The organism is Aureimonas phyllosphaerae, from assembly GCF_047943035.1.
GTDB classification, from domain to species: domain Bacteria; phylum Pseudomonadota; class Alphaproteobacteria; order Rhizobiales; family Rhizobiaceae; genus Aureimonas; species Aureimonas phyllosphaerae.
Genome location: NZ_CP181348.1, coordinates 3,929,134 through 3,953,824, shown reverse-complemented (window position 1 = coordinate 3,953,824; position 24,691 = coordinate 3,929,134). Strand labels below are relative to the sequence as shown.

The window sequence follows — 24,691 nt, the reverse complement described above, 5'->3', positions numbered from 1 at the left end:
CATGAAGATGCCGCCCAATATCGGCCCGGTGCATTTCATCGGCATCGGCGGCATCGGCATGAGCGGCATCGCCGAGGTGCTGGTCAACCTCGGCTACACCGTGCAGGGCTCCGACGCCTCAGAGAACGCCAACGTACAGCGCCTACGCGAGAAAGGCGTCACGGTCCATGTCGGCCACGCCGCCGAGAACCTCGGGCTTGCCGAGGTCGTGGTCGTCTCGACCGCGATCAAGCGCTCGAACCCCGAGCTGTCGGCCGCGCGCGAGCGACTGCTTCCGATCGTGCGCCGCGCCGAGATGCTGGCCGAGCTCATGCGCTTCCGGCAGGCGATCGCGATCGGCGGCACGCACGGCAAGACCACGACGACTTCGATGGTGGCGACGCTGCTGGATGCCGGCGGCATGGATCCGACCGTCGTCAACGGCGGCATCATCAACGCCTACGGCACCAACGCCCGCATGGGCGAGGGCGAGTGGATGGTGGTCGAGGCCGACGAGAGCGACGGCACCTTCCTGAAGCTGCCCGCCGACGTCGCGGTCGTCACCAACATCGATCCCGAGCACCTCGACCACTACGGCACCTTCGACAAGGTGCGCGCGGCCTTCCGCGCCTTCGTCGAGAACGTTCCTTTCTACGGCTTCGCCGTCATGTGCCTCGACCATCCGGAGGTGCAGACGCTGGTCTCCGAGATCGAGGACCGCCGCATCATCACGTACGGCGAGAACCTCCAGGCCGACGCGCGCTTCCAGAACGTGCGCGCCGAAGGGCCGCGCTCGACCTTCGACGTGACGATCCGCGATCGCATCACCGGCGCGACCACGGCGATGAAGGACCTCGTTCTGCCGATGCCCGGCCGGCACAACGTGTCGAACGCGACGGCGGCCGTCGCGGTCGCCCATCGCATCGGCATCGGCGAGGAGGCGATCCGCAAGGGGCTCGGCAGCTTCGGCGGCGTCAAGCGGCGCTTCACCCATACGGGAACCGCGCTCGGCATCGACGTCTACGACGACTACGGCCACCACCCGGTCGAGATTCGCGCCGTGCTGTCGGCCGCCCGCTCGGCCGCGACCGGCCGCGTCGTCGCAGTGGTGCAGCCGCACCGCTACACCCGCCTCCAGTCGCTGTTCGCCGATTTCGCCGCCTGCTTCAACGACGCCGACACGGTGATCCTCGCGCCGGTCTATTCGGCCGGCGAGGAGCCGATCGACGGCGTCGATTCCGTGATGCTGGCCGAGCGCCTGCGCCTCGGCGGCCATCGCGACGCGCGGCTGATCGACGGTCCGGCGGAACTTGCGCCGCTCGTCCATCGCGTGGCGGAGGCCGGCGACATGGTCGTGTGCCTCGGCGCCGGCAACATCACGGCCTGGGCCTACGCGCTGCCGAAGGAACTCGAGGCGCTGGGGCGGGGGGCTTGAGCGAGCTTCTCGCTGCGTTGTCCGATCCCGCCCTCGGCCTGCGCGGCAAGCTGCAGGCCGATGCGGACCTCTCCAAGATCACCTGGTTCCGCACCGGCGGACCGGCGGACCTGATGTTCCAGCCCGCCGACGAGGCGGATCTCGCGGCGTTCCTCGCGGCGCTGCCGGCCGTGGTGCCGCTGACCGTCGTCGGCATCGGCTCCAACCTCCTGATCCGTGACGGCGGTATCGGCGGCGTCGTGCTGCGCCTGCCGGCCAAGGGCTTCGGCGAGGTCGAGGCGATCGGCGAGGGACGCATCCGGGCGGGTGCGGCGGCGAGCGACAAGCGCGTGGCGGCCGTGGCGCGCGAAGCGGGGCTCGGCGGCTTCCACTTCCTGCACGGCATTCCAGGCTCCGTCGGTGGCGCGATCCGCATGAACGGCGGCGCCAACGGGGTCGAGACGGCCGACCGGCTCGTGGAGGCGCGCGCGCTCGACCGGCAGGGCCAGGTGCATGTGCTGACGAAGTCCGAGATGGGCTTCTCCTATCGCCATGCCGACGCGCCCGAGGACCTCATCTTCGTGTCAGCGATCTTCGAGGGGCCAGAGAGCCCCCGGGACGAAATCCGCCGCGCGATGGACGAGGTGCAGCATCATCGCGAGACCGTGCAGCCGGTGCGCGAGAAGACGGGCGGCTCGACCTTCAAGAACCCGCCGGGCACCTCGGCCTGGAAGGAGGTCGACCGCGCGGGCTGTCGCGGCCTTCGCATCGGCGGCGCCGAGATATCGGCGCTCCACTGCAACTTCATGCTGAACGTCGGCGACGCCACCGGCCACGATCTCGAGCTTCTCGGCGAGACGGTGCGCGAGCGCGTCTACGCCACAAGCGGCATTCTCCTCGAATGGGAGATCAAGCGCCTCGGCCGCTTCGCCGAAGGCGCCGAGGTTCGGCCCTTTAGCCCGTAGAGGCCGAGCCTACCATTTCAGCCCGTTCTTGTTGGGCCCGAGCTGGCCGCCAGGAATGCCGCGGCCCGGCCACGGACCGACCGAATGGATGTCGCGACCGAGCGCGAAGGCATCGCCCCGACGCGGTCGCTCGCGCGGCGGGCGGACCAGGATCGCGACGTGATCGGTGTCTTCGGTGCCGCTCGAAGATCGCGCGGTGACGCTCAGGCGGTGCAGCCCCGGCTCGACCGGGCCTGACGGCGCGATCCAAGCGGCGCCCTCGCGCCGCAGCGTGATCTCCCGATCGCCGAGGCGCGCCGACACGGACGCGATGTCGGCGCCGAACACGCGGGCGCGGATCGTGAACTCGCCCTCCGGCACCTGGTCGCGGGACTGCGGATCCGTCATCAGCCGAAGATCGGAGGGCGAGGTGACCAGCACGAAGGGCCAGGGTGCGTCGAGCGGCTTGAAGCGCCAGCTGACCGCGTCGCCATCCAGCGCCCCGATCGAGAAGCCGGGACCGCCGGCCTCCTCGATCTCGCCGGTGGACCGCGTCGCAGCGTAGACGACGCGACCGTCGTTGAGGAGTTCGTTGTAGTGCGTGTGGCCGGTGCCGACGAAGCGCACGTTCCCGGATGCGAGGAGCGAGGCGACCTCCTCGGTGCCGGCATGCAGGTCGCCGGGATAGGCGTGCATGAAGACGACGGCAGCGTGTCCTGCCGCGTCGGCGGCGTCGAGTTCGCGGCGCAGCCAGAGGGTCTGCTTCGGGCCGAGGCGGAAGTCCGGGCCGCCGCTTCCTGCCGAGACGATGTCGAGAAAGAGGACGCGCGTCTCGCCGGCGGTGATCGCGTAGGGGAGGGGTTGGCGCGCGAGATGGCGATAGAAGCCGTCGAGGTTGCCGGCCTCGAAATCATGATCGCCGGGGATCGCGTGCAGCGGAATGCCAAGCGGTGCGACGGCTTCGGCGATCCGCTCGAACTGCTCGTCGGTCGCATGGTTGGCGTTGTCGCCCGGCAGCACCGCCAGATCGACCTGTCCGACGAGATGGTCGCGGGCGGATCCAACGAGCTGCCGGAACACGTCGAGGCTTGCCCAGCCGTCCTGCTCGCAGACATGCAGGTCGCCGAACTGAAGCCAGGTGATCATTGCCGTTTCCCGTTTCACCAACGCGTGATCGCGCCCGGCTGCCGAACAGCTGACGCTGCGTTAGGTTCCGGCGGGAGAGCATCGCGACCTGTTGTTGGGGACGTTCAAGCGATAGGGGAGCGGTGATCCGCCGATCCGTGATTTAAGAGTGACAATGACAGCCGCGACGCGAGAACAAGCCGCCCTGAAGCGATCGATCGCCGCAACCCTCGTGGTCGGGGCGTCGGGCGTCGTGTTCGGCGTCCTGTCGGGTTCCCTGTCGATCGCCTTCGACGGCATGTTCTCGGTGGTCGACGCCTCGATGACCGGCATGGCGCTTCTCGTCTCGCGCCTCATCGCCCGGCAGACGAGCGGCCGGTTCCAGCTCGGCTTCTGGCATCTTGAGCCGATCGTTCTCCTGTTCAACGGGGGGCTCCTGTCGCTCCTGTCGCTCTACGCGTTCGTCAACGCCGTGGGCACGCTGATGTCCGGCGGTCGGCCGCTCGAATTCGGCTGGGCGATCGCCTATGCCGCCGTGATCGTGGCGATCTGCCTCGCGATGTTCCTGATCGGGCGTCGTCAGAACCGCGAGATCGAGTCCGAGCTTCTGGCTCTTGACGTGAAGGGCTGGGCGATGGCGGGGCTCATCACGGCAGCGCTTCTCGTCGCCTTCGTGATCGCCGCGCTCCTGCAGGGCAGCGCCTACGAGGGCTGGACCCCGTATGTCGATCCTGCCGTCCTTGCGATCCTGACGCTCTGCCTCATTCCGGTGCCGCTGCGCACCGTGTTCGATGCCCTGAAGGACATCTTCCTCGTGGCCCCGCCGGAGCTCGACGCCAAGGCTCGTGCTGTCGCCGCCGATATCGTCGCGCGTCACGGCTTCCGCGAGGTGCGCACCTATGTCGCCAAGGTCGGGCGATCGCGCACGCTGGAGTTCCATTTCGTGGTGCCGCACGACCACCCCCGCCAGTCGCTCGCCGACTTCGACCGCGTGCGCGAGGAGATCGCGCACGCGATCGGCGGCGATCCGCGCGATCGCTGGCTGACGGTGGCCTTCACGGCCGACCCGAAATGGGTGGACTGACGCCGGACGTTCAGGCGGCCGATGCGTTGGCGGCGACGTAGGGAGCCCGGTCGAGGCTTTCGCGCGCGATGCGTTTCAGGACGTCGTCCGGGCGGAGCGGCCGATCGAAGTGGTAGCCCTGCCCGTAATGGCTGCCCGCGCTTCGAACGGTCGCCAACTCGTCCGCCGTTTCGATGCCTTCGGTGACGATGCGAAGGTTCAGGACGTCCGCGAGCGAGCAGACGGTGGCGATGATCGCGTGCCCGCCGACGCCGACGCCTTCGCCGCGCAGGAAGCATTGGTCGATCTTGATCTTGTCGAAGGGAAAACGCTGGAGATAGCTCAGCGAGGCGTAGCCGGTGCCGAAGTCGTCGAGCGAGACGCGGCAGCCGAGCGCGCGCAACTGGTGCACGAGTTCCAAGACGGTCGCGTCGTCGACGATCAGCGTGCTTTCCGTGATCTCGATCTCGAGACGGCCAGGCGCGAGACCGTTATCCTCCAGCGCCGCGCGCGACTGGGCGATGAAGCTCTGGTCGAGAAGCTGCCGCGCGGACACGTTGACGGCGACATAGAGGTGGGACGGCCAGCGGCTCGCCTCGCGGCACGCCTCCTCGATCACCCAGCGCCCGATCGCCTCGATCTGGCCGCTTCGCTCAGCGATCGGAATGAACTCCGTCGGCGAGATCGACCCGAGTTCAGGATGCTGCCAGCGCAGGAGCGCCTCGAAGCCGACGGTTCGGTCGTCGGACAGGTCGACGATCGGCTGGTAGACGAGCGAGAAGTCGCCGGCCGAGGGCGCGCGCCGCAGCGCATCCTCGATTGCCTGCTCGCGCAGGAAGGCCTGCTTCATCTCGGGCCGGAAGCGCAGATAGCGACCACGGCCTTCGCCCTTGGCGGCGTAGAGCGCGATGTCGGCGTCGTTCAGGAGCACGGCGCCTTGGCTCGCCTCCTGCGCACCGATGCCGATCGTCACATTGGCCTGCACCTCGGTGCCGGCGACGCGGCAGGGCTCGTCCATGCTGCGGAGCACCGCGTCGGCGCAGGTGAGGCTCCGCGCCTCGGCCGCCTCGCCCGAGAAGACGATGGCGAACTCGTCGCCGCCGATCCGGGCGATCGTGTCCGCGTCGGCTCCCGCAGTGCGCAGCCGCGATGCGAGTTCGACGATCACGCCATCGCCGACACTATGGCCGAGCGTGTCGTTGATGGTCTTGAAATGATCGACGTCGACGAGGACGACGGCGGCTGGCTTGCCGTCGACCTTGCGCAGGTCGGCGTCGAAGGCGAGGCGGTTGGCGAGGCCCGTGAGCCCATCGGTGCGCGAGATGCTGTCGAGCCGCCGGTTCTGGTGGAGCACGAAGCCGACCAGCACCATGCCGACGAGGACGAGGACGATCGTGACGGCGGTGACGATCGCCATGATCCGGCGCAGCGTCGTCTGGTTGCCGAGAACGATGTCGCCCGCCTCGCCATGGGCGCGCGAGGCCAGCCGCAGGATGGGCGTCGTGAGGGGCCCGAGGAGGTCGTAGGCCATTTCGAGACGCGCGGTATCAGACGGATCAGCGAGGAGGGGCTCGAGCTGCCGCAGCGCCTCGGCGAGGCGGTCCCCGGTTTCGGTCAGCTGATGGCGCGTGGCGAAGGCGTTGTCGCGGATGATCCCCAGCCGGTTCACCAGAATGTCGTGCCGAAGCTTGATCTGCGCCGGGTCTGCGCCGCCGATCACATCCTTGAGGGCGACCTGGAGGCGCAGGATCTCGGCGGCGGTCTGCGAGTAGTCGAACGTGACGTTGTATTGCGACGCCTCGCTGATCTGGCGCTGGTAGCGCACCACGAGGATCGACGACACGACGACGAGCAGCGCCAGCACCGCCGTGACGCAGGTCAGGCCATAGCTGACCTTGCGGACGCTCAACGTGAAGGGCCGCGGGCCGCCGACTGCGCTCATGGGGCGAGGTCGATCTCGGCGAGCTGCCAGACGGCGCGGCTGTAGTAGGACTGGTGCTGGAGTTCCGTCCGGCTGTCGAAGGGGAAGACGACGAAGACCGGGCCCTTGTCCGTCACGGCCATGGGCTGACCGTTCATGCGGGTGGCAAGTAGGGCTTCGCCCGAGGTGAGATCGCTCGCCTTCGTATCGACGACGTAGTCGTTGAGGGCGATCAGCTGCATCGAGCCTTCGGTCGGCGGCACGCCCATCGCCGCGAGGAAGTCGGCGACGGAGACGCCGGAGAATTCCACCGGGCCGCTGTGCCACGGCGTCGTGGTGCGGAACGTCGTCTGTGGCAGGGCGTCGAGATCCGCAAGGCTGAAACTCGCCGTCCCGTCGGCCCCCGCACGGGCGAACGCGCCACGAAGCGTGAGGATCGGCTCGGCGGCCGAGGCGGGAACGAACCGCATTGCGAGCGCAAGCGCGCCCATCCCAGTCAGAAGAGTTCTGCGGTTCACGATTCGGCCTTTCCCTTGGGGGATGGCCGCACGTTATCGCCGGGTTCTGAAGAAGACGTGAGTTTTCGACAGGAATGTTTCGCGCCGCAACATAGAAGATATCGCTGCGGCATCTGTCGCCGCTTCCGACCGTCCGATGGCGGACGCAACCCTTAACGACCCCTCTCCAAACGGCCTTACGATTTTCTTGCTTCCGCCGCACTCGGTTAACCACCGCTTAACCATCTGCAGGCGATGAATGGTTCCTGACCTTCAATGCATGGAATCCCGGTCGATGACCTCGCATGTCGCAGTGCTGTTCGGTGGCTTCTCGTCCGAAAGGCCGGTGAGCCTGTCGTCGGGCAAGGCCTGTGCCGACGCGCTGGAAGCCGAGGGCTTCCGCGTCACGCGCGTCGATGTCGGCCGCGACGTGGCCGCAGTGCTGAAAGACCTCGCGCCCGACGTCGCCTTCAATGCGCTGCACGGCCCATTCGGCGAGGACGGGACGATCCAGGGCATCCTCGAGTTCCTGCAGATCCCCTACACGCATTCGGGCGTCCTCGCCTCGGCGCTTGCCATGAACAAGGTGAAGGCCAAGACGATCGCCAAGGCCGCCGGCGTCCCGGTGGCCGACCACAAGATCCTCGACCGCCGTGCGGTCGCGAAGTCCCACGTCATGGCGCCGCCCTACGTGGTGAAGCCGATCGCGGAGGGCTCGTCCTTCGGCGTCCTCATCGTGCGCGCCGACCAGGAGCATCCGCCTCAGCAGTTGCACGGCGCCGATTGGACCTTCGGCGAGGAGGTCATGGTCGAACGCTTCGTGCCCGGTCGCGAGCTGACCTGCGCCGTCATGGGCGACGTGGCGCTGCCGGTCTGCGAGATCACGACGGAAGGCCATGCCTTCTACGACTACGACTCGAAGTATCTGCCCGGCGGCTCGCAGCATGTGATCCCGGCACAGATCCCGCCCGCCATCGCCAAGCGCGTGCAGGAGGCGGCGCTCGCCGCCCACCGCGCCGTCGGGTGCCGCGGCGTGTCGCGCTCCGACTTCCGCTACGACGACCGCTTCGGCGAGAAGGGCGAACTGGTCTGGCTCGAGGTCAACACCCAGCCCGGCATGACGCCGACCTCGCTGGTGCCCGACATCGCGAAGGTCGCCGGCCACTCGTTCGGCGAGCTGCTCTCGTGGATGGTGAGGGACGCCTCATGCGGTCGCTGAACGACGCCCCGATGTTCCAGCGCGTCAGCCCCGTCGTGCTGCGCCTCCAACGCCTCGGCCGCAAGACCGTGGTCTGGATCAAGAACGCGCGCGACCTGCCGCTGCCGCGCTTCCGCACGATCGCCGCCGGCCTCCTCGGCTCGACCGCGATCTACGGCATGGTTCTCGGCAGCCATACGACGGCCGTCATCGATGCCGTGGCCGAGCCGCTCGGCCTGTCGATCGATACGGTGGACGTGACGGGCTACTCGGAGACAAGCGAGATCGACGTCCTCCAGACGCTCTGGATGGCCGGCGCGCAGACGCTTCCGGCGCTTGACGTAACCGCCGCGCGCGAGGCGATCGAGGCGATGCCCTGGATCGAGAGCGCGACGATCGAGAAGGAATATCCGAACCGCGTGAAGATCGCGCTGGTCGAGAAGAAGCCCTTCGCCCTCTGGCAGCGCGACAAGGATCTCTGGATCGTTGACCACGACGGCCGCGAGATCGTGCCCTATGCGACGACGCGATTCACCGACCTGCCGTTCGTGGTGGGTCCGGGCGCGGCGCGCGAGGCGGCCGACATTCTCGACAAGATGGCGCTTGTCCCCGAGCTCGACCAGCGAATCAAGGCCTATGTGCGCGTCGGCGACCGGCGCTGGGATCTGCGCCTCGACAACGGCGTCGTGATCCGCCTGCCCGAACTCGATCCGATCGAGGCGGCCGCGACCGTGATGCGCGTCGACCGCAACGAGGGTCTGCTCGCCCGCGACATCGTCTCCGTCGACATGCGGCTGGCCGACCGGATGGTCGTCAAGCTCACCCCCGCCGCCAAGGAGCGCTGGGACAAGGTTCTCAAAGAGCGCGACAAGCTTTGGAAGCAGGCTCAGAAGGAAAAGCCGGTATGAGCTTCTTCTCCAAGACGACCGACGAACTGCCCCGGATCAAGAAGCCTTCGGACAAGCGCGTCCGCACCATCTCGGTGCTCGACGTCGGCTCCTCCAAGGTCACCTGCCTGATCGCCAAGCTGAAGCCGCGCCCGGAAAGCGAGGTCCTGCCGGGCCGCACGCACGTGGTCGAGGTCATCGGCATCGGCCACCAGCGCTCGCGCGGCGTGAAGTCCGGCGTGGTGGTCGACCTCGAGGCGGCGGAGAAGTCGATCCGCTTCTGCGTCGACGCCGCCGAGCGCATGGCCGGGCTGACCATCGAGTCGCTGATCGTGTCGGTCTGCGCGGGCCGCCAGAAGAGCCTGCGCGGCGCCGCGCGCGTCGAGATCGAGAGCGGCGAGGTCGGCGAGCTCGACCTCAAGCGTGTTCTCAACCAGGCCGCGCGCCTGCCGCTTCGCGAGGGGCGCGTCGCGCTGCACCGGGTGCCGTTCGACCTGTCGCTGGACGGCGAGGGGAGCCTGGAGAACCCGGTCGGCATGACGGGCACGGAGCTCGGTGCCGATCTGCACATCCTGTCGGCGGAGGAGACCCCGCTGCGCAACCTCGAGGCCGCGATCAACCGCGCGCATCTCGTGGTCGAGGCCTTCGTCGCGACCCCTTACGCGAGCGGCCTGTCGACGTTGGTCGACGACGAGGCGCTGATGGGCTCCGCCTGCATCGACATGGGCGCGGGCTCGACCACGATCTCGATCTTCCAGAACGGCCACTTCGCCTATGCCGACGCCGTGGCGCTCGGTGGACACCACATCACGATGGACCTCGCGCGAGGCCTGTCGATCCGGCCCGAGCAGGCCGAGCGGCTGAAGGTCATGCACGGCAATGCCCTGCCGAGCCTGATGGCCGACGGCGAGACGGTGTCGGTCGCCCCGCTCGGCGACGAGGCGCACGAGCAGCCCGTTCAGGTCTCGCGCTCCCTGATCGCCCGCATCATCCGCCCGCGCGTCGAGGAGACGCTGGAGCTGATCCGCGACCGTCTGGCGGCGTCGAACCTCGGCCACGTCATCGGCAAGCGCGTGGTGCTGACGGGCGGCGCCTCGCAGCTTGCGGGCCTCTCGGAAGCCGGTCGCACGCTCCTGAACCGGAACGTGCGCCTCGGCCGCCCGGTCGGCGTCGCGGGTCTGTCGGCCTCCAACAAGAGCCCGGCCTTCGCGACGGCGGTCGGATTGCTGATCTACCCGCAGGTCGCGGCGATGGAGCACGTGCCCGAGCAGTCGATGATCGACTTCGCGCTCGACCCGCGCACGCGCGTCGGCCGTTTCGGTTCGTGGCTCCGGCAGAGTTTCTGACAAGCTTCGCGTGCGAAGCTCGTCCATCCGAATACCCCATCGGTGCGCGCCGCGCACTGGTTCTTGAGACCCCAGGCCGCGCGGCGAACCGGCCCAGACACAAAGGGAAACCACGATGAGCATCACCCTTCAGAAGCCGGACATCACCGAGCTGAAGCCGCGGATCACCGTGTTCGGTGTGGGCGGCGGCGGCTGCAACGCCGTCAACAACATGATCAACGCCGGTCTTGAGGGCGTCGAGTTCGTGATCGCCAACACCGATGCGCAGGCGCTCCGCTCCTCGCGCGCCGAGCGGGTGATCCAGATGGGCGTCGCCGTCACCGAGGGTCTGGGCGCCGGTTCGCAGCCCGAGGTCGGCCGCGCGGCCGCCGAAGAGTCGCTCGACGAGATCTGCGATCACCTCCTCGGTTCGCACATGTGCTTCGTCACCGCCGGCATGGGCGGCGGCACCGGCACCGGCGCGGCCCCGGTCGTCGCCCGTGCGGCGCGCGAGAAGGGCATCCTGACGGTCGGCGTCGTCACCAAGCCGTTCCACTTCGAGGGGCAGCGCCGCCTGCGCATTGCCGAGCAGGGCATCGAGGAGCTGCAGAAGAACGTCGATACGCTGATCGTAATTCCGAACCAGAACCTCTTCCGTATCGCCAACGACAAGACCACCTTCGCCGATGCCTTCGGCATGGCCGACCAGGTGCTCTACTCGGGCGTCGCCTGCATCACCGACCTGATGGTCAAGGAAGGCCTGATCAACCTCGACTTCGCCGACGTGCGTTCGGTGATGCGCGAGATGGGCAAGGCGATGATGGGCACCGGCGAGGCGTCCGGCGAGGGCCGTGCGATGGCCGCCGCCGAGGCCGCGATCGCCAATCCGCTCCTCGACGAGACCTCGATGAAGGGCGCCAAGGGCCTCCTCATCTCCATCACCGGCGGGCGTGACCTCACGCTCTTCGAGGTGGACGAGGCTGCGACCCGCATCCGCGAGGAAGTCGACCAGGATGCCAACATCATCCTCGGCGCGACCTTCGACGAGAGCCTGGAAGGTGTGATCCGCGTGTCGGTCGTCGCCACCGGCATCGACAAGGCTGCGATGGAGGTCTACGGCCACGCCGCCGAGGCACGCGCCGCCGCCGCGCTCGCCGCCCGCCCGGCCTTCCAGCCGGCCCCGGCTCCGGTGCAGGTCGCCCAGCCCGCCCCGATGGTGCAGGCCCCCGCGCCGGTCGCTCAGGCGCCGGTCGCGGCGCCCGTCGCCTACCAGCCGGCCCCGGCGATGGCCGACATCGAGGACGACTTCACCGCCGCTCTCGAGGCCGAGATCGCCCAGGTCGCCCCGCGCGCCCCGGCGCCGCGCCAGCCCGTGCAGCAGCCCGCGCAGGCCCGCATGCCCCGCGTCGAGGACTTCCCGCCGGTGGTGCAGGCGGAGATCGAGCGTCGTGCCGGCGCTGTGGACGTCTCGGGCGACGAGCGCGGCCCCATGGGCCTCCTGCGTCGCCTGACGACCGGACTGTCGCGCCGCGAGGAAGACGAGGCGGTGCTTGCCGACCCCGTCCGCCCCGTCGCGCCGCGCCGTCCGGCCGAGGCCAGCCCCTATGCGCCGCGCCGCCAGGCGGCCGACTCTGCAGCCCGTCCGCAGAGCCAGGTTCGCCAGCCGAGCGAGGAAGACCAGCTGGAAATCCCGGCGTTCCTGCGCCGCCAGTCGAACTGACGGTCACAAACTCACCGCGGTTTGGTGCGGCCCGCCTTCGCAAGAAGGCGGGCCGTTTCCGTTAACGCCCTGATTTCGCTATGCTAAATGAAACTTTAAGACGCTTTCCGGTAACATCGGGTAAGAAAGCGTGATTTGGCCTCAATTCGTCCCAGACCTAAATTTTGTGACAGTTTCAGACACTTCGCGTTCGCCTACGGGTTCCCATGCGGGATCTTCCGGAAGCCGGGAAGAGTTTTCCTGCCGCCGACGCGATCATCTGGCGCGCGGCAGGCCGGCATAAGGAAGAGTAACACGTGGTCAGTCAGCACACGATCGGAGCGCGCATCGGTTTCGAGGGCGTGGGCGTTCACAGCGGTACGCTGGTTGAACTGTCCCTGCACCCGGCCGAGCCCGACACCGGCATCGTGTTCCACGTCTTCGAGGCGTCCGGCCTCGTTCACGAAATCCGCGCCGTCTCCGGCAATGTGACCTCCACCGACCTTTCGACGATCGTGGGCGATCGTCGTGGCGCGCATGTGGCGACGATCGAACACATCATGGCCGCGCTCTACGCCATGGACGTCGACAATGTCGTGGTCCAGATCGACGGCAACGAGATCCCGATCATGGACGGCGGCTCGGACATGTTCGTGCGCGCCATCGAGGCGGCCGGGCTGGTCGCCCAGCGCACGCCGCGCCGCTTCATCAAGGTCCTGAAGTCCGTCCGCGTCGAGCTGAACGGTGGCTTTGCCGAATACCACCCGCACGAAGGTACGCGGTTCGAGGTCGAGATCGACTTCGCCACCGCCGCGATCGGACGTCAGCGTTTCTGCGCCGACCTCAGCCCGAGCCTCTTCCGCGACGAACTCGCCCGCGCCCGCACCTTCGGCTTCATGAAGGACGTCGAGCGTCTCTGGGCGTCGGGCCACGCGCTCGGCTCCTCGCTCGAGAACTCCGTCGTGATCGGCGACGACGACCGGGTGATCAACCCGGCCGGTCTGCGCTACCCCGACGAGTTCGTCCGTCACAAGACGCTCGACGCCGTGGGCGATCAGGCGCTGGCCGGAGCACGCGTCCTCGGCTGCTACCGCTCATACAAGGGCGGCCACCGCCTCAACGCCATGGCGCTCCAGGCGCTTCTGGCCGATCCTTCGGCCCATGCCTTCGTCGAGGGCAGTGGACGCCGCGCCGAGCCGCTGCGTCAGGCGGGCATGGCGGCGATCGCCGTGCCGGCGATGGGTCCACAGGTTCTCTGATCGGGGCGGTTTCGACCCGTGCGGCCCGTGGCGGCCGCCGGGTGAGGGCGGCTCCATCGCGAGCCCAGCCCGAATGGACGGCCGAAACGTCCCAAACATCCCGAAAGTCTTAAAAAAGGCGCCTTGGCCTGTCGTGAAGCGTTGTCGCGATGCGGGACGTTGGCTAGGAAGATGTCCCGCCCGGTCCGTTCATGCCGGTCCGGGGAAGCCAGGGGGAACCAGTTCGATGGGAATCAAGATGCCGCTGTCCGGCCGCTTTCCGGTCGTGCCGATGGCACTGGCCGTCGCCGCGTCGGGCCTTCTTCTCTCGGGGTGCATGTCCTCGAAGGACACCGATATCGACGCCCTCGCGCTCGCCTCGCAGACCGAGCCGGCCGACGCACTCTACAACCAGGGCCTCGCCAATCTCGAGAACGGCCGGCTGAAGGAAGCCGCTGCGAAGTTCGAGGCGATCGACCGCCAGCATCCCTATTCCGAATTCGCCCGTAAGGCGCTCGTGATGCGCGCCTTCGCCAGCTACCGCACTGGCGACTATGACGAGGCGGTCGCCTCGGCGCGCCGCTACCTGTCGCTCTATCCGGGTTCGGAGGACGCGGCCTACGCGCAGTACATCATCGGCCTGTCCTACTATCGCCAGATGCCGGACGTGACGCGCGACCAGACCGACACCGCGCGCGCCGTGCAGGCGATGCAGGAGGTCGTCGACCGCTATCCCGACTCCGAATATGCCGAGGACGCCCGCACCAAGCTGCGCATCGCGCGTGACCAGCTCGCCGGCAAGGAAATGCAGGTTGGGCGGTACTATCAGGAGCGCCGCGAGTACATCGCCGCGATCAACCGCTTCAAGAACGTCGTGGACACCTATCCGGGCACGCGTCACGTCGAGGAAGCGCTCGCGCGCCTCACCGAAACCTACTACGCGATGGGCCTCACCCAGGAAGCGCAGGCTTCCGCGTCAGTGCTCGGCCAGAACTTCCCGGAGTCGGAGTGGTATCGCGACTCCTACGCGCTCCTTCAGAGCAACGGCCTGCAGCCCCGCAGCGGCAGCGGAACGTCCTGGTTCTCGAATGCCACACGGCTTATCACCGGCGCGGACCGATCGCCGACGGCGACGCGGGCGCAGGCCGATGCCACGGTGCTGGCGCCGCCCGCACGCGGCTGATCGCAGGACGAAAGACATAGGAAAAGGCCGGCTTTGCCCGGCCTTTCTTCGTTTCCGACGCCTGCCACGTGGGTCGCCCGCCCTTCTCTTCACCGGCTCGCATCCATATCTTCGGCGCTGCCGATTGCCATTCTTCCTCAGCCGGTCTAGCCCTTCTCGCGCATGCTTGTTCACCTTTCGATCCGCGACATCGTCCTCATCGACCGGCTCGACCTCGCGTTGAACGACGGTCTGTCGGTGCTCACCGGCGAGACCGGCGCCGGCAAGTCGATCCTGCTCGACGCCCTGTCGCTCGCGCTCGGCGGGCGCGGCGACGGCGGGCTGGTGCGCCACGGCTCGAAACAGGGTGAGGTCTCGGCCGTCTTCGACCTGCCGGCGGCCCATCCGGCACGGCGGCTTCTCACCGACAACGGCTTCGACGACGACGGCGACCTGATTCTGCGCCGTGTCCAGAGCGCCGACGGTCGTACGCGCGTCTTCATCAACGACCGTCCGTCGAGCGTCGGGCTGATGAAGGAGGTGGGCGCGACGCTGGTCGAGATCCACGGCCAGCACGACGACCGCGCGCTGGTCGACCCCGAGGCGCACCGGCTGCTCCTCGACGAATACGGCGGCCTCACGCTGGAGGCGATGGCGGTGGCGCGCGCCTTCGACGACTGGCGCAAGGCCGAAGGCGAACTCAACCGCCATCGCGCCCGCGTCGAGGCGGCGGCTCGCGAGGCCGACTACCTCCGCGCTTCGGTCGAGGAACTGTCCGAACTGGCGCCGATCGCCGGCGAGGAGGAGCAGCTGGCCGAGGAGCGCCAGCGAATGATGCGCTCCGAGAAGATCGCGACCGACGTCAACGACGCGCACGAGGAACTGTCGGGTCCTGCGTCGCCGATCCCGGGCCTTGGCAGCCTCCTGCGGCGGCTCGATCGCAAGAAGGACGAACTGCCGGGCCTGCTCGACGAGGCGATCGAGCGGCTGGAGGCCGGGCTCGACGCACTGTCGGATGCGCAGATGAGCCTGCAGGGGGCGCTGCGCACCCTGGAGTTTGATCCGCGCGCGCTGGAGAAATGCGAGGAGCGCCTGTTCGCGCTGCGCGCGGCAGGCCGCAAGTACAACGTGCCGGTGGACGATCTCGCCGACCTGACGGCGAAGATGGTGGGCGACCTTGCCGAGCTCGATGCCGGCGAAGAGCGGCTCGGCCATCTGGAAGCCGACGTCGTCGCCCGTCGCGACACCTTCGACCGCCTCGCGGCCGATCTTTCGGTGAAGCGGCACGAGACCAAGCGGCATCTGGAAGAGGCCGTGATGGGCGAGTTGCCAGACATGAAGCTGGAACGCGCCGCCTTCATCGTCGAGATCGCGACCGACCCCTCGGCCCGCACCGGCGCCGGTATCGACACGGCCGAGTTCTGGGTGCGTACGAACCCGGGCACACGTGCCGGTCCCATGATGAAGGTCGCCTCCGGCGGCGAGCTGTCGCGCTTCCTTCTCGCCCTGAAGGTCGTGCTCGCCGATCGCGGCTCGGCACCCACGCTCGTCTTCGACGAGATCGACACCGGCGTCGGCGGCGCGGTGGCGGATGCGATCGGTCGGCGCCTCGCGCGCCTGGCCTCGCGCGTGCAGGTCCTGTCGGTGACGCATGCGCCCCAGGTCGCGGCGCGGGCGACGACGCATCTCCTGATCTCGAAGGCGGAGACCGTGCCCGGCGACGAGCGCCTGTCGACGCGTGTCGCGACGATCGACGTATCCGCCCGTCGCGAGGAGATCGCGCGGATGCTTGCCGGCGATATCGTGACCGACGAGGCCCGAGCGGCGGCCGCGCGGCTGATCGGCCACCCCGGCTGACAGCCGGCTGCAGATACGGGATTTTCGCGCGGACTGCCCCAGAATCGGTGTACCCGCCTCAGCGTCCCCGTTTCAGTCGAGCCAGCCCATGTCCGACCATCCCCCCCTCGATGCGATGACCCCCGACGAGGCCGCAGCCGAGCTCGAGCGGCTGGCGCTGGAGATGGCCGAGCACGACCGGCGCTACTACGAGGACGACGCACCGACCGTCACCGACGCCGAGTACGACGCGCTGCGCAAGCGCAACGCGGCGCTCGAGGCGCGTTTCCCCGATCTCGTGCGCAGCGACTCACCCTCGCAAAAAGTCGGCGCCGCGCCCTCGGCGAAGTTCGCCAAGATCCGGCACGCCGTGCCGATGCTCTCGCTCGACAACGCCTTTTCCGACGAGGACGTCGCCGATTTCGCGCGGCGCGTTCGGCGGTTCCTGGGGCTCGGCGACGACGCAAGGCTCGCCATCACGGCCGAGCCGAAGATCGACGGACTGTCGCTATCGCTGCGCTACGAGATGGGTCGGCTCGTTTCGGCCGCAACGCGCGGCGACGGGCAGGTGGGCGAGGACGTGACCGCCAACGCGCGCACGCTGGACGACATTCCGGATCGGCTGAAGGGCTTTGCGCCGGACGTCTTCGAGGTGCGGGGCGAGGTCTACATGACCCATGCCGACTTTGCCGCCCTCAACGCCCGGCTCGTCGCCGAAGCGGGCGAGGGGGAGGGGGCGAAGGCCGCACGGCAGTTCGCCAACCCCCGCAACGCTGCTGCCGGTTCGCTGCGCCAGAAGGACGCCAAGGTCACGAAATCGCGCCCGCTGCGCTTTTTCGCCTATGCGTGGGGCGAGACGAGCGAACTGCCGGGCGAGACGCAGAGCGCCGTCGTCGCGGCGCTGCAGGACATGGGTTTCCAGACCAACACCGTGCCGCAGTTCGGGCAGAGCGAGCCGCTCATGCGGCGGCTCGACACGGTGGACGGCCTCATCGAGCACTATCGCCGCATCGAAGCGGCGCGCGCAGGGCTCGGCTACGACATCGACGGCGTCGTCTACAAGGTGGACGATCTCGACCAGCAGCGCGAGCTCGGCTTCGTCTCGCGCGCGCCGCGCTGGGCCATCGCGCACAAGTTCTCGGCCGAGCAGGCGACGACGACGGTCGAGGAGATCGTCATCAATGTCGGGCGCACCGGCAAGCTCGCCCCGCTCGCCAAGCTGACGCCGGTGACGGTCGGCGGCGTCGTCGTCTCCAACGTCACGCTGCACAACGAGGATTACGTCGCCGGGCGTGATGCCGACGGCCAGCCGATCCGCGGCGGGCGCGACGTGCGCATCGGCGACACGGTGGTGATCCAGCGCGCGGGCGACGTGATCCCGCAGGTGGTCGACGTCGTGATCGAGAAGCGGCCAGCGGATGCACAGCCCTTCCGCTATCCCGACCATTGCCCGGTCTGTGGCTCGAAGGCCGAGCGCGAGATCAACCCGCGCACCGGGCGGCTGGACTCCGTGCGCCGCTGCACGGCGGCGATGACGTGTCCCGCGCAGGCCAAAGAGGGGCTGAAGCACTTCGTCTCGCGCAACGCCTTCGACATCGAGGGCCTGGGCGAGACCTTCGTCGAGGAGCTGTTCGACGCCGGCCTCCTGCGCCAGCCGGCCGACATCTTCCGCCTCGAGTTCGAGCCGCTGCGCGAGGCGATCGAGGCGCGGCGACGGGCGCTGTCCGAGGCTCGCCGACAGGCCGAGGGAAAGGCCGAGCCGGCCAAGCCCGCGAAGAAGGCGGAGACCTCGAAGGCGATCGACAACCTCCTGTCGGCCATCGAGGCCCGCAAGACCGTGTCGCTCGACCGCTTCATCTTCGCGCTCGGCATCCCCGAGATCGGGGAAAGCTCCGCCAAGGCGCTGGCACGGCATTTCGACGACGTGCCCACGCTGGTCGCGGGCATCGATGCTGCGCGCGATGGGCAACCGGGCGAGGATTGGGCCGAGCTCAGCGCGCTGCGCACCATCGGCGGGACGACGTTCGAACGCCTGATGGCGGTGGACGACGCCAAGCTCGCCGACCCCGACTGGAAGCCGCTGCGCGACGCGGATCTGGGTCTCAAGGCGAACCAGCGCGTGGTCCTGCGCGAGCGCTACGGCGAGGAGGGCGACGGGTTCGTCGAGGCCCTTCGCCGCGCCAAGGCGGGCGGTCCGGGCGAGGCGTTCCTCCGGCTCACGCGCGACAGCGACATCGGCACGGTCGCGACGCTGTCGTTGATCCACTTCTTCGCCGAGCTGCACAACCGCGAGGCGGTCGGGGCGCTGCTGAAGGCCAGCGTTTCGACCACCAACGAGCGGGCAGCTTCGCCGCCGGCGTCCTCGCCCGTCAACGGCAAGACGGTGGTCTTCACCGGCACCCTGGAGAAGATGACGCGCTCCGAGGCCAAGGATCGGGCGGAAGCGCTGGGGGCGAAGGTGTCCGGATCGGTGTCGAAGAAAACCGACCTCGTGGTCGCCGGACCCGGTGCCGGCTCCAAACTGACCGACGCCCAGAAGCATGGCGTCAAGGTGATCTCCGAGGACGACTGGCTTGCGCTGATCGGGGAAGCCTGATTCAACCGGGCATCCCATCCGCCCGGAATGCCATGACCGTCGTCGCCCTCGATTTCGAGACCGCCAACCAGAGCCCCGACAGCGCCTGCGCGATCGGCCTCGCCTTCGTGGAAGGCGACCGGATCACGAGGCGGTTCCACACGCTGATCCGGCCGCCGGAGATGCGCTTCGACTGGGGCAACATCCGCGTCCACGGCATCCGGCCGGAGGACGTGATGGACGCGCCGAGCTTCGCTGACGTGTGGGACGAAATCTCCGACGTCTTCGACGGCGCGCTGGTGCTGGCGCACAACGCCTCGTTCGACATGAACGTCCTGAAGCGTTCGGCCGCGCGGTTCGGGCTTGGCCTGCCGGCATTCCGCTCGTTCTGCACCGTCTCGATGGCGCGCCGGCTCTGGCCGGACGAGCCGAGCCGCAAGCTCTCGGCGCTGGCGACGAAGTTCGGCATCGGGTTCCGGCACCACGATGCGGGGGAGGACGCCTTTGCCTGCGCGGCGATCGCGCTGGAGGGCGTTCGCGAGGCTGGCGCGGTGGACGTGAAACACCTTGCCGCCACGATGGGTCTCGCGCGCACAGTGACGGCCGATGCGGCGCCGCGCAAGGGCGGGGTCGCTGCGCGGGCCATGGCGGCACGTGGCGTGACGACGCCTGGCCAGCTTCGCTTCCGCGTCGCCGGAAGCCGCGGCACCCCTTACGAGATCGAAGCGATACCGAACGCACGAGGACAGCTGCGCCTTGCCTGCACCTGTCCGGCCTCGCGCTTTCACGCCGACTGCAAGCACCGCGCCGCATTGCGGCTCGGCGATCTCTCCGCCGTGGTCGGGCTGACGCCGGACATCGAGCGGGTGCTGGCGGCCGTCCTCTCTTCGCCGATGCGCGCCGCCTGACCGAACGCCCACCCAAACCAAAAGCCCGCCGGTTCCGATGAACCGACGGGCCCCGTTCGATGACGTGTTGGAAGGGCTCAGGCTTCCTGGATGGCCGAAAGCTTCCACTCGTCCTTGAAGTCGCGCAGGAAAGTCCAGACTTCGGTGGACTCGACCGGTGCGCCGCCGCCTTCGCGGATCGCACCCGTTTCGCGGTCGCGCACGGTCTCGACCATTGAGTATCGCATGGCGACGGTCGCGTATTCGCGCGAGCCTTCCTTCCAGCTTTCCGCCACGTCGCCCTGCAGCAGCGTCACGTCGCGCGCTTCGACGCGGATGCCCTTTGAGGCGTTGGTCGCCAGTTCCTCGGACAGGTAGGAGGCGACCTCCGGCGTCGTGATCTCGCGCAGCTTGGCGTAATCCTCGCGGCTGAACGCGTCCTGCAACGTCTGGAGGCGGTTCTCGAAGATATCGAGGTCGGCCGCAGTGATGCGAAGCTGATCGACGCCCGAAGCCCCGGTCGCGGCGGCGGCCTGCGCGCCGGCATAGCCACGCGCGCCGGCGGCCTGACCCCCTTGCGGGGCGCGCTGGCCGAGGCCTTCATACATCGAGCGATTGCCCATCTCGTTCGGGCGCCCGCCGGCCATCGCCGTCTGGCCTGCCGAGCGGCGACGGAACAGGCGGATCACGAACCAGACCACGAGACCGATCAGCAGCGCTTGGACCAGCAGGCCGAGCATGCCGGCCAGGCCGCCGAAGCCGGTGCCCATCAGGAGGCCGAACAGGCCACCGATCACGAGGCCGCGCATCAACGCGCCACCGAAGCCGCCGCCGAACAGGCCCGAGCGCGCGCCCGGACGCGCCGCCGCAGCCGCGCCGGCAGCCGGAGCGGCCGCGCTCGGCGAGGTCATCGAACGCTGGACCGGAGCCGTCGCAGGCGCGGTGTTGGTGGCCGGTGCGGACTGATAGGTGCGCGCGCCCCGGCTGCCGAAGCTGCCGCCGCGCCGTGCCTCGGCATAGTCGACTGCCGCCAGCGAGAAGGTCAGCGCCAGTACGCTCATGAGAGCGAGGCCGCGCGTCTTGGCCGAGGTGCCCATCGGGTCGTTTCCTTCCGGTCTGCCGTCTATCCTGCGGTCTCATATAGGAGGCCGGGTCGAGGGCTGGAAAGGATTCGCCCCAGCGATGAGGGCGCGGGACGATCACAACTTCGAAAGCTGCAGAGCTGTTCAGCTTATTCGGCGATGATCCGGGACTTGCCGAAATATTGCATCATGGCCCGTAGAGGCCGGGGCGTTGCGTCTTCGTCACGAAAATCGCCTGCGGGGGCGTAAATACTCCCGATGATTTCGCCGCGATGCGACAGGCGCAGTTTCATCTCGGGATCGGGCGACAGCGCGTCTTGCCAGTTGGCTGCGCGCGCCTGCAGGATCTCGCCGTATCGAGCAATGTCATGGGCGATCGCGGCCGGCATATGGGCGGCACTGCTCGCCACCGCGACGACCGATGCGACGGCCATCCAGGCAACGCCCCGGTGCCGAAGCGGCACGGCCCAAGGAGACCATGCGAGCAACCAGCCGACAGCGACCAGCGCGACGACGACCAGTTGCGAACGGATGGTCTGGTGACGCTCGCAGCAGTTCACGCCGAACTGGTAATAGGCAGCGAAGAGCGAGAACAGGGCGCTCGCCAAAGCCGCGAGCGCGAAGCAGGCGACGACGAGGCGCAGGCCAGATTGCTCGGTGCCAGGGATGCGTGAAAAGGCGAAGACGCAAAGGACGAGAAGCGCTGCGCGGGATACGAGACCGAGCGCGAACCCTTGCGGTGTGGATGGTCCGAGGTCGATTGCCAGCGCGTCGGCGGGGAAGGTCGACAGCGACCATCCGATGCTGGGCAGGAGGTGGCGCGCAATGGTCGCGTCGAAGATCTCGGCCTCGCTTCCGAACCTCGCGTTCGCCAGCATGAACAGGATGGTCAGGCCGGCAAGCAGCGGGGCGAGAAACATCGCGTCCCGCCGGCGCACCGCAAGTGCGCCCGTGTCGCGCCAGCGTCCGCCGACGGAAAGCAGAAGGCCTGCCGCGCCGAAGGCGACCGCGAAGAAGGCGCCGACCTCCGAGGCCATCGCCGCCAGCGAGACGCAGCCTGCGACCAGCCCATCGAGGCGACCGGTTCGATGCCCGGCCAAAACGAGGCACAGCAGGGGAGCCGCGATCAGGGCGATGGACGGGATGTAGGCCGCAGCCGCCTGCGACCAATAGAACACTTCCGCCACCGGGTGCCCGCATACGAAAAGTGCGAGAACCGTCAAGGCAACCAACAGGGCCGCACGGCGTGCGACGAGATCATTCGTCCGGACCAGCGCCGCCGGCACGAGACAGGCGAGGATCAGAAGGTTCCAGAGGCAGAGGAGAAACGTGCCCGTTAATTGCCGCCCGGTCGTGTGGACGACGGAGGAATAGACGTAGAGCAGCGTCTCCGAGAGCGGGCGGGGGCTCCAACTCGTGATCCGACCGAAAAGTGCAGACAATCCCCTGTCGCGAAAGGCCCTCATCATCAGAAGCTCGTCCATCTGCCAGTGGCCGAGCGGCGTGAGCGCAAGCATCGCCAGAACGAGGACGATGGGAAGAGCCATGGCCAGCAGAAGGACAGCCGCGCTTTGCGGATGGCTTGCTGCAAGTCGCTGACCGCGCACGCGTAAGTCGGAGAGGGCAGACACGATGAGCCTTCAGGTCTTGGACTGGCCGATCGCCGTCGCGAAAGACCAGCGGGCGTTGAGCGCGTAGGTGGCAAAGAGGCAGAAGGCGGTCGCAGCGATCTGGGCGGACAGTGGCTGCCAGCGCGCCCAGCCGACTAGCAGCGTGACGATCGACAGGTTGAGGACGAGGCCGAACGCCGCAACGGCGAGGAATCGGGGGGCCGCCTCGCGATGCGGACGCTGCGAGGCGAAGGTGACGGAGCGGTTCAGCCAGTAGTTCACGACGGCCCCAAGAACATATCCGGCGCAGGAAGCAAGAAGCACCGGGGCCATGAGCGACAGGAGGCCGAGGAAGAGGCCGTAATGCGCGGTCGTGCCGGCGCCGCCGACCAGCGCGTAGGCGAAGAAGCGCTGAAGCGACCGGTCCATCGCCGTCACGAGCGCTCGCTCGAAGGCTCGCCGCCGAAGCGAGCGCGCACGAAGTAGAGGGGGCGGCGCTTCGACTCCATGTAGATGCGACCGATATACTCGCCGATCATGCCCATGCCGATCATCTGCAGGCCGCCGAACAGGAGGATCAGGACGGTGAGCGACGCGTAGCCCGGCACGTCGACGCCGAGGACCAGCGTACGAACGGCGACGGCGATCGCGTAGATCAGCGCGCCGGCCGCCACGATGAAGCCGGCATAGGTCCAGATCCGCAGCGGCAGGGTCGAGAAGCTGGTGATGCCTTCGAGCGCGAAGTTCCAGAGCTTCCAGCCGGAGAACTTGCTGCGGCCCGCCGCCCTTGGCTGCCGGACATAATCGACGCAGGCAGTGCGGAAGCCGGCCCAGGCGAACAGGCCCTTCATGAAGCGGCAGCTTTCCGGCATCGCGTTCAGCGCGTCGACGACGCGGCGGTCCATCAGGCGGAAGTCGCCGGCATTCTCCGGCAGGTCGATGTCGGTCATCCGGCCGTGGAGGCGATAGAAGGCGTTCGCGGTCTCGCGCTTCAGGAAACCGTCGCAGGACCGGTCGATGCGCCGCGCGATCACCACCTCGAACCCCTCGCGCCACCGCTCGACGAGGCGCGGGATCACTTCGGGCGGGTCTTGCAGGTCGGCGTCGAACGGAACGACTGCGTCGCCGCGCGCCTCGGCCAGGCCCGCCGACAGCGCCGCTTCCTTGCCGAAGTTGCGCGACAGGTCGACGACGCGGATCGACGGATCGCGCATCGTCTGCCCGATCAGGAAGGCAAGCGTTCCATCCGTGCTGCCGTCGTTGACGAAGACGATCTCGTGCCGCAGCCTTGGCAAGGCCCGAAGGATCGGTTGCATGCGCTCGATGAAAAGCGGCAGCACCTCCTCCTCGTTGAAGCAGGGAACCACGAGCGAGACGAGCGGAGCTTGAGGTTCGTCCTCGTCGATCCGCGACGCCCAATAGGTCTCGTTGCTGTCCTTCGGCACGCGCGACACCAACCATAGGTTGCGTAATGCCGTGTCCTTGTCATTCCGAGGGTTGCGTTGGCAAGTGCAATTCGTCGGCCTTGCTCAACTTTCGGTGGAGTACCACCGATCTAGGAAAGCCTCGGGCGACAGCGTCTGCATGTCGGCCACAGCCTCGAACAGCTTTTCCTTCGGCCAGTCCCACCAGGCGAGCCTTTGGAAGCCTGCCGCGACCTCGGGCGAAAAGCGCGCTCGCAGCACGCGGGCGGGAACGCCGGCGACGATCGTGTAGGGTTCGACGTCTCGGCTGACCACCGCGGACGCGCCGATCACGGCCCCGGTCCCGATCGAGACGCCGGGCAGGATCACCGCCCCGTGGCCGATCCAGACATCGTGGCCGATCTCGACGCGGCGTGCGAGGCGACGCTCGCGGAACTGCTCGTCGACGCCCTGCCAGCGGAAATACTCGTTCGGCCGGTAGCTGATCTTGTGGGTGGTCACGCGCTCGACGGGGTGTTCCAGCGCGTTGATGCGCACGTGCGCGGCGATCGAGCAGAACTTGCCGATCACGGCGTGCGTCGCTTCGCCGCCGCGCTCGAAATAGGTGTAGTCGCCGATCGCGACGTCGCGCAGCACGACGCGCGGACCGATGTCGCAATGGCGGCCAAGACGCGTCTGCTTCAGTTCGGCGCTCGGATGAATGCGCGGCTCGTCGGGCCGGAACCGCAGATCGTCGCTCGCCGGCTCGCCGTCCTTCATTCCGCCCTCGGTCCGTGTTCTGCCGCGGCCTTGGATGCGGCGGATCAATCCTGTATCCGAGACCGC

20 protein-coding genes are annotated in these 24,691 nt (G+C 68.3%); 12 read left to right on the top strand and 8 right to left on the bottom strand.

Annotated features, from left to right (window positions below; genetic code table 11):
- The first annotated feature begins 1 nt into the window (after position 1).
- On the top strand, positions 2-1,414 hold the full coding sequence (gene murC / locus ACLNGM_RS18900; protein ID WP_090958464.1) for a UDP-N-acetylmuramate--L-alanine ligase: 1,413 nt from the start codon (positions 2-4) through the stop codon (positions 1,412-1,414).
- Positions 1,411-2,358 carry a UDP-N-acetylmuramate dehydrogenase gene (gene murB / locus ACLNGM_RS18895; RefSeq protein ID WP_416356123.1) on the top strand — a complete coding sequence of 316 codons (948 nt, stop codon included), beginning with the start codon at positions 1,411-1,413 and terminating at the stop codon, positions 2,356-2,358. Before murC ends, murB begins: the two co-directional genes overlap by 4 nt.
- 9 nt (positions 2,359-2,367) lie before the next feature.
- Here the strand turns inward: murB and ACLNGM_RS18890 are convergent, their stop codons facing one another.
- Positions 2,368-3,483, bottom strand: a complete 1,116-nt coding sequence (locus ACLNGM_RS18890; protein WP_416356122.1) for a metallophosphoesterase family protein — start codon at positions 3,481-3,483, stop codon at positions 2,368-2,370.
- Positions 3,484-3,637: 154 nt separating this feature from the next.
- Between ACLNGM_RS18890 and ACLNGM_RS18885 the strand changes: the two genes are divergently transcribed.
- On the top strand, positions 3,638-4,546 hold the full coding sequence (locus tag ACLNGM_RS18885) for a cation diffusion facilitator family transporter (protein WP_416356121.1): 909 nt from the start codon (positions 3,638-3,640) through the stop codon (positions 4,544-4,546).
- A 10-nt stretch (positions 4,547-4,556) separates the two neighbouring features.
- Here ACLNGM_RS18885 and ACLNGM_RS18880 read toward each other — a convergent pair whose 3' ends face one another.
- Positions 4,557-6,467 (bottom strand): putative bifunctional diguanylate cyclase/phosphodiesterase, encoded by a 1,911-nt coding sequence (locus ACLNGM_RS18880; protein WP_416356120.1) that lies wholly within the window; start codon positions 6,465-6,467, stop codon positions 4,557-4,559.
- Positions 6,464-6,964: a molybdopterin-dependent oxidoreductase gene (locus tag ACLNGM_RS18875; RefSeq protein ID WP_416356119.1), complete on the bottom strand. Its 501-nt coding sequence runs from the start codon at positions 6,962-6,964 to the stop codon at positions 6,464-6,466. The genes ACLNGM_RS18880 and ACLNGM_RS18875 overlap by 4 nt, the downstream gene beginning before the upstream one ends.
- 274 nt (positions 6,965-7,238) lie before the next feature.
- Between ACLNGM_RS18875 and ACLNGM_RS18870 the strand changes: the two genes are divergently transcribed.
- The 9 genes from ACLNGM_RS18870 to ACLNGM_RS18830 all read left to right on the top strand — a co-directional run bounded on the left by ACLNGM_RS18870 (position 7,239) and on the right by ACLNGM_RS18830 (position 19,771).
- On the top strand, positions 7,239-8,162 hold the full coding sequence (locus ACLNGM_RS18870) for a D-alanine--D-alanine ligase (RefSeq protein ID WP_090959122.1): 924 nt from the start codon (positions 7,239-7,241) through the stop codon (positions 8,160-8,162).
- Entirely contained in the window at positions 8,150-9,049 is a 900-nt protein-coding gene (locus tag ACLNGM_RS18865; protein WP_416356118.1) for a cell division protein FtsQ/DivIB, read from the top strand. Before ACLNGM_RS18870 ends, ACLNGM_RS18865 begins: the two co-directional genes overlap by 13 nt.
- Positions 9,046-10,374 carry a cell division protein FtsA gene (ftsA, locus tag ACLNGM_RS18860; protein ID WP_416356117.1) on the top strand — a complete coding sequence of 443 codons (1,329 nt, stop codon included), beginning with the start codon at positions 9,046-9,048 and terminating at the stop codon, positions 10,372-10,374. The genes ACLNGM_RS18865 and ftsA overlap by 4 nt, the downstream gene beginning before the upstream one ends.
- Before the next feature lie 115 nt (positions 10,375-10,489).
- Complete coding sequence (gene ftsZ / locus ACLNGM_RS18855; protein ID WP_416356116.1) at positions 10,490-12,073, top strand: cell division protein FtsZ; 1,584 nt, start codon at positions 10,490-10,492, stop codon at positions 12,071-12,073.
- Between the two features lie 296 nt (positions 12,074-12,369).
- Positions 12,370-13,311: a UDP-3-O-acyl-N-acetylglucosamine deacetylase gene (gene lpxC / locus ACLNGM_RS18850; RefSeq protein WP_416356115.1), complete on the top strand. Its 942-nt coding sequence runs from the start codon at positions 12,370-12,372 to the stop codon at positions 13,309-13,311.
- Between the two features lie 226 nt (positions 13,312-13,537).
- On the top strand, positions 13,538-14,473 hold the full coding sequence (locus ACLNGM_RS18845; protein WP_090958436.1) for an outer membrane protein assembly factor BamD: 936 nt from the start codon (positions 13,538-13,540) through the stop codon (positions 14,471-14,473).
- Between the two features lie 162 nt (positions 14,474-14,635).
- Positions 14,636-16,309, top strand: a complete 1,674-nt coding sequence (gene recN / locus ACLNGM_RS18840) for a DNA repair protein RecN (RefSeq protein ID WP_294642392.1) — start codon at positions 14,636-14,638, stop codon at positions 16,307-16,309.
- Between the two features lie 88 nt (positions 16,310-16,397).
- Entirely contained in the window at positions 16,398-18,884 is a 2,487-nt protein-coding gene (ligA, locus tag ACLNGM_RS18835; protein WP_416356114.1) for an NAD-dependent DNA ligase LigA, read from the top strand.
- A 32-nt stretch (positions 18,885-18,916) separates the two neighbouring features.
- A complete protein-coding gene (locus ACLNGM_RS18830) occupies positions 18,917-19,771 on the top strand; it encodes a 3'-5' exonuclease (RefSeq protein WP_416356113.1) in 855 nt (284 codons plus the stop codon).
- A 77-nt stretch (positions 19,772-19,848) separates the two neighbouring features.
- On the opposite strand, the gene ACLNGM_RS18825 is transcribed toward ACLNGM_RS18830, so the two are convergent.
- The 5 genes from ACLNGM_RS18825 to ACLNGM_RS18805 form a co-directional block, all read right to left on the bottom strand.
- Entirely contained in the window at positions 19,849-20,847 is a 999-nt protein-coding gene (locus ACLNGM_RS18825) for a Tim44 domain-containing protein (RefSeq protein ID WP_416356112.1), read from the bottom strand.
- 134 nt (positions 20,848-20,981) lie between these two features.
- Complete coding sequence (locus ACLNGM_RS18820) at positions 20,982-22,379, bottom strand: hypothetical protein (RefSeq protein WP_416356111.1); 1,398 nt, start codon at positions 22,377-22,379, stop codon at positions 20,982-20,984.
- 93 nt (positions 22,380-22,472) lie between these two features.
- Entirely contained in the window at positions 22,473-22,871 is a 399-nt protein-coding gene (locus tag ACLNGM_RS18815; protein WP_416358489.1) for a GtrA family protein, read from the bottom strand.
- Positions 22,872-22,876: 5 nt separating this feature from the next.
- Entirely contained in the window at positions 22,877-23,887 is a 1,011-nt protein-coding gene (locus ACLNGM_RS18810) for a glycosyltransferase family 2 protein (RefSeq protein WP_416356110.1), read from the bottom strand.
- A gap of 84 nt (positions 23,888-23,971) precedes the next feature.
- Complete coding sequence (locus ACLNGM_RS18805) at positions 23,972-24,625, bottom strand: antibiotic acetyltransferase (protein ID WP_416358488.1); 654 nt, start codon at positions 24,623-24,625, stop codon at positions 23,972-23,974.
- Positions 24,626-24,691: the final 66 nt, after the last annotated feature.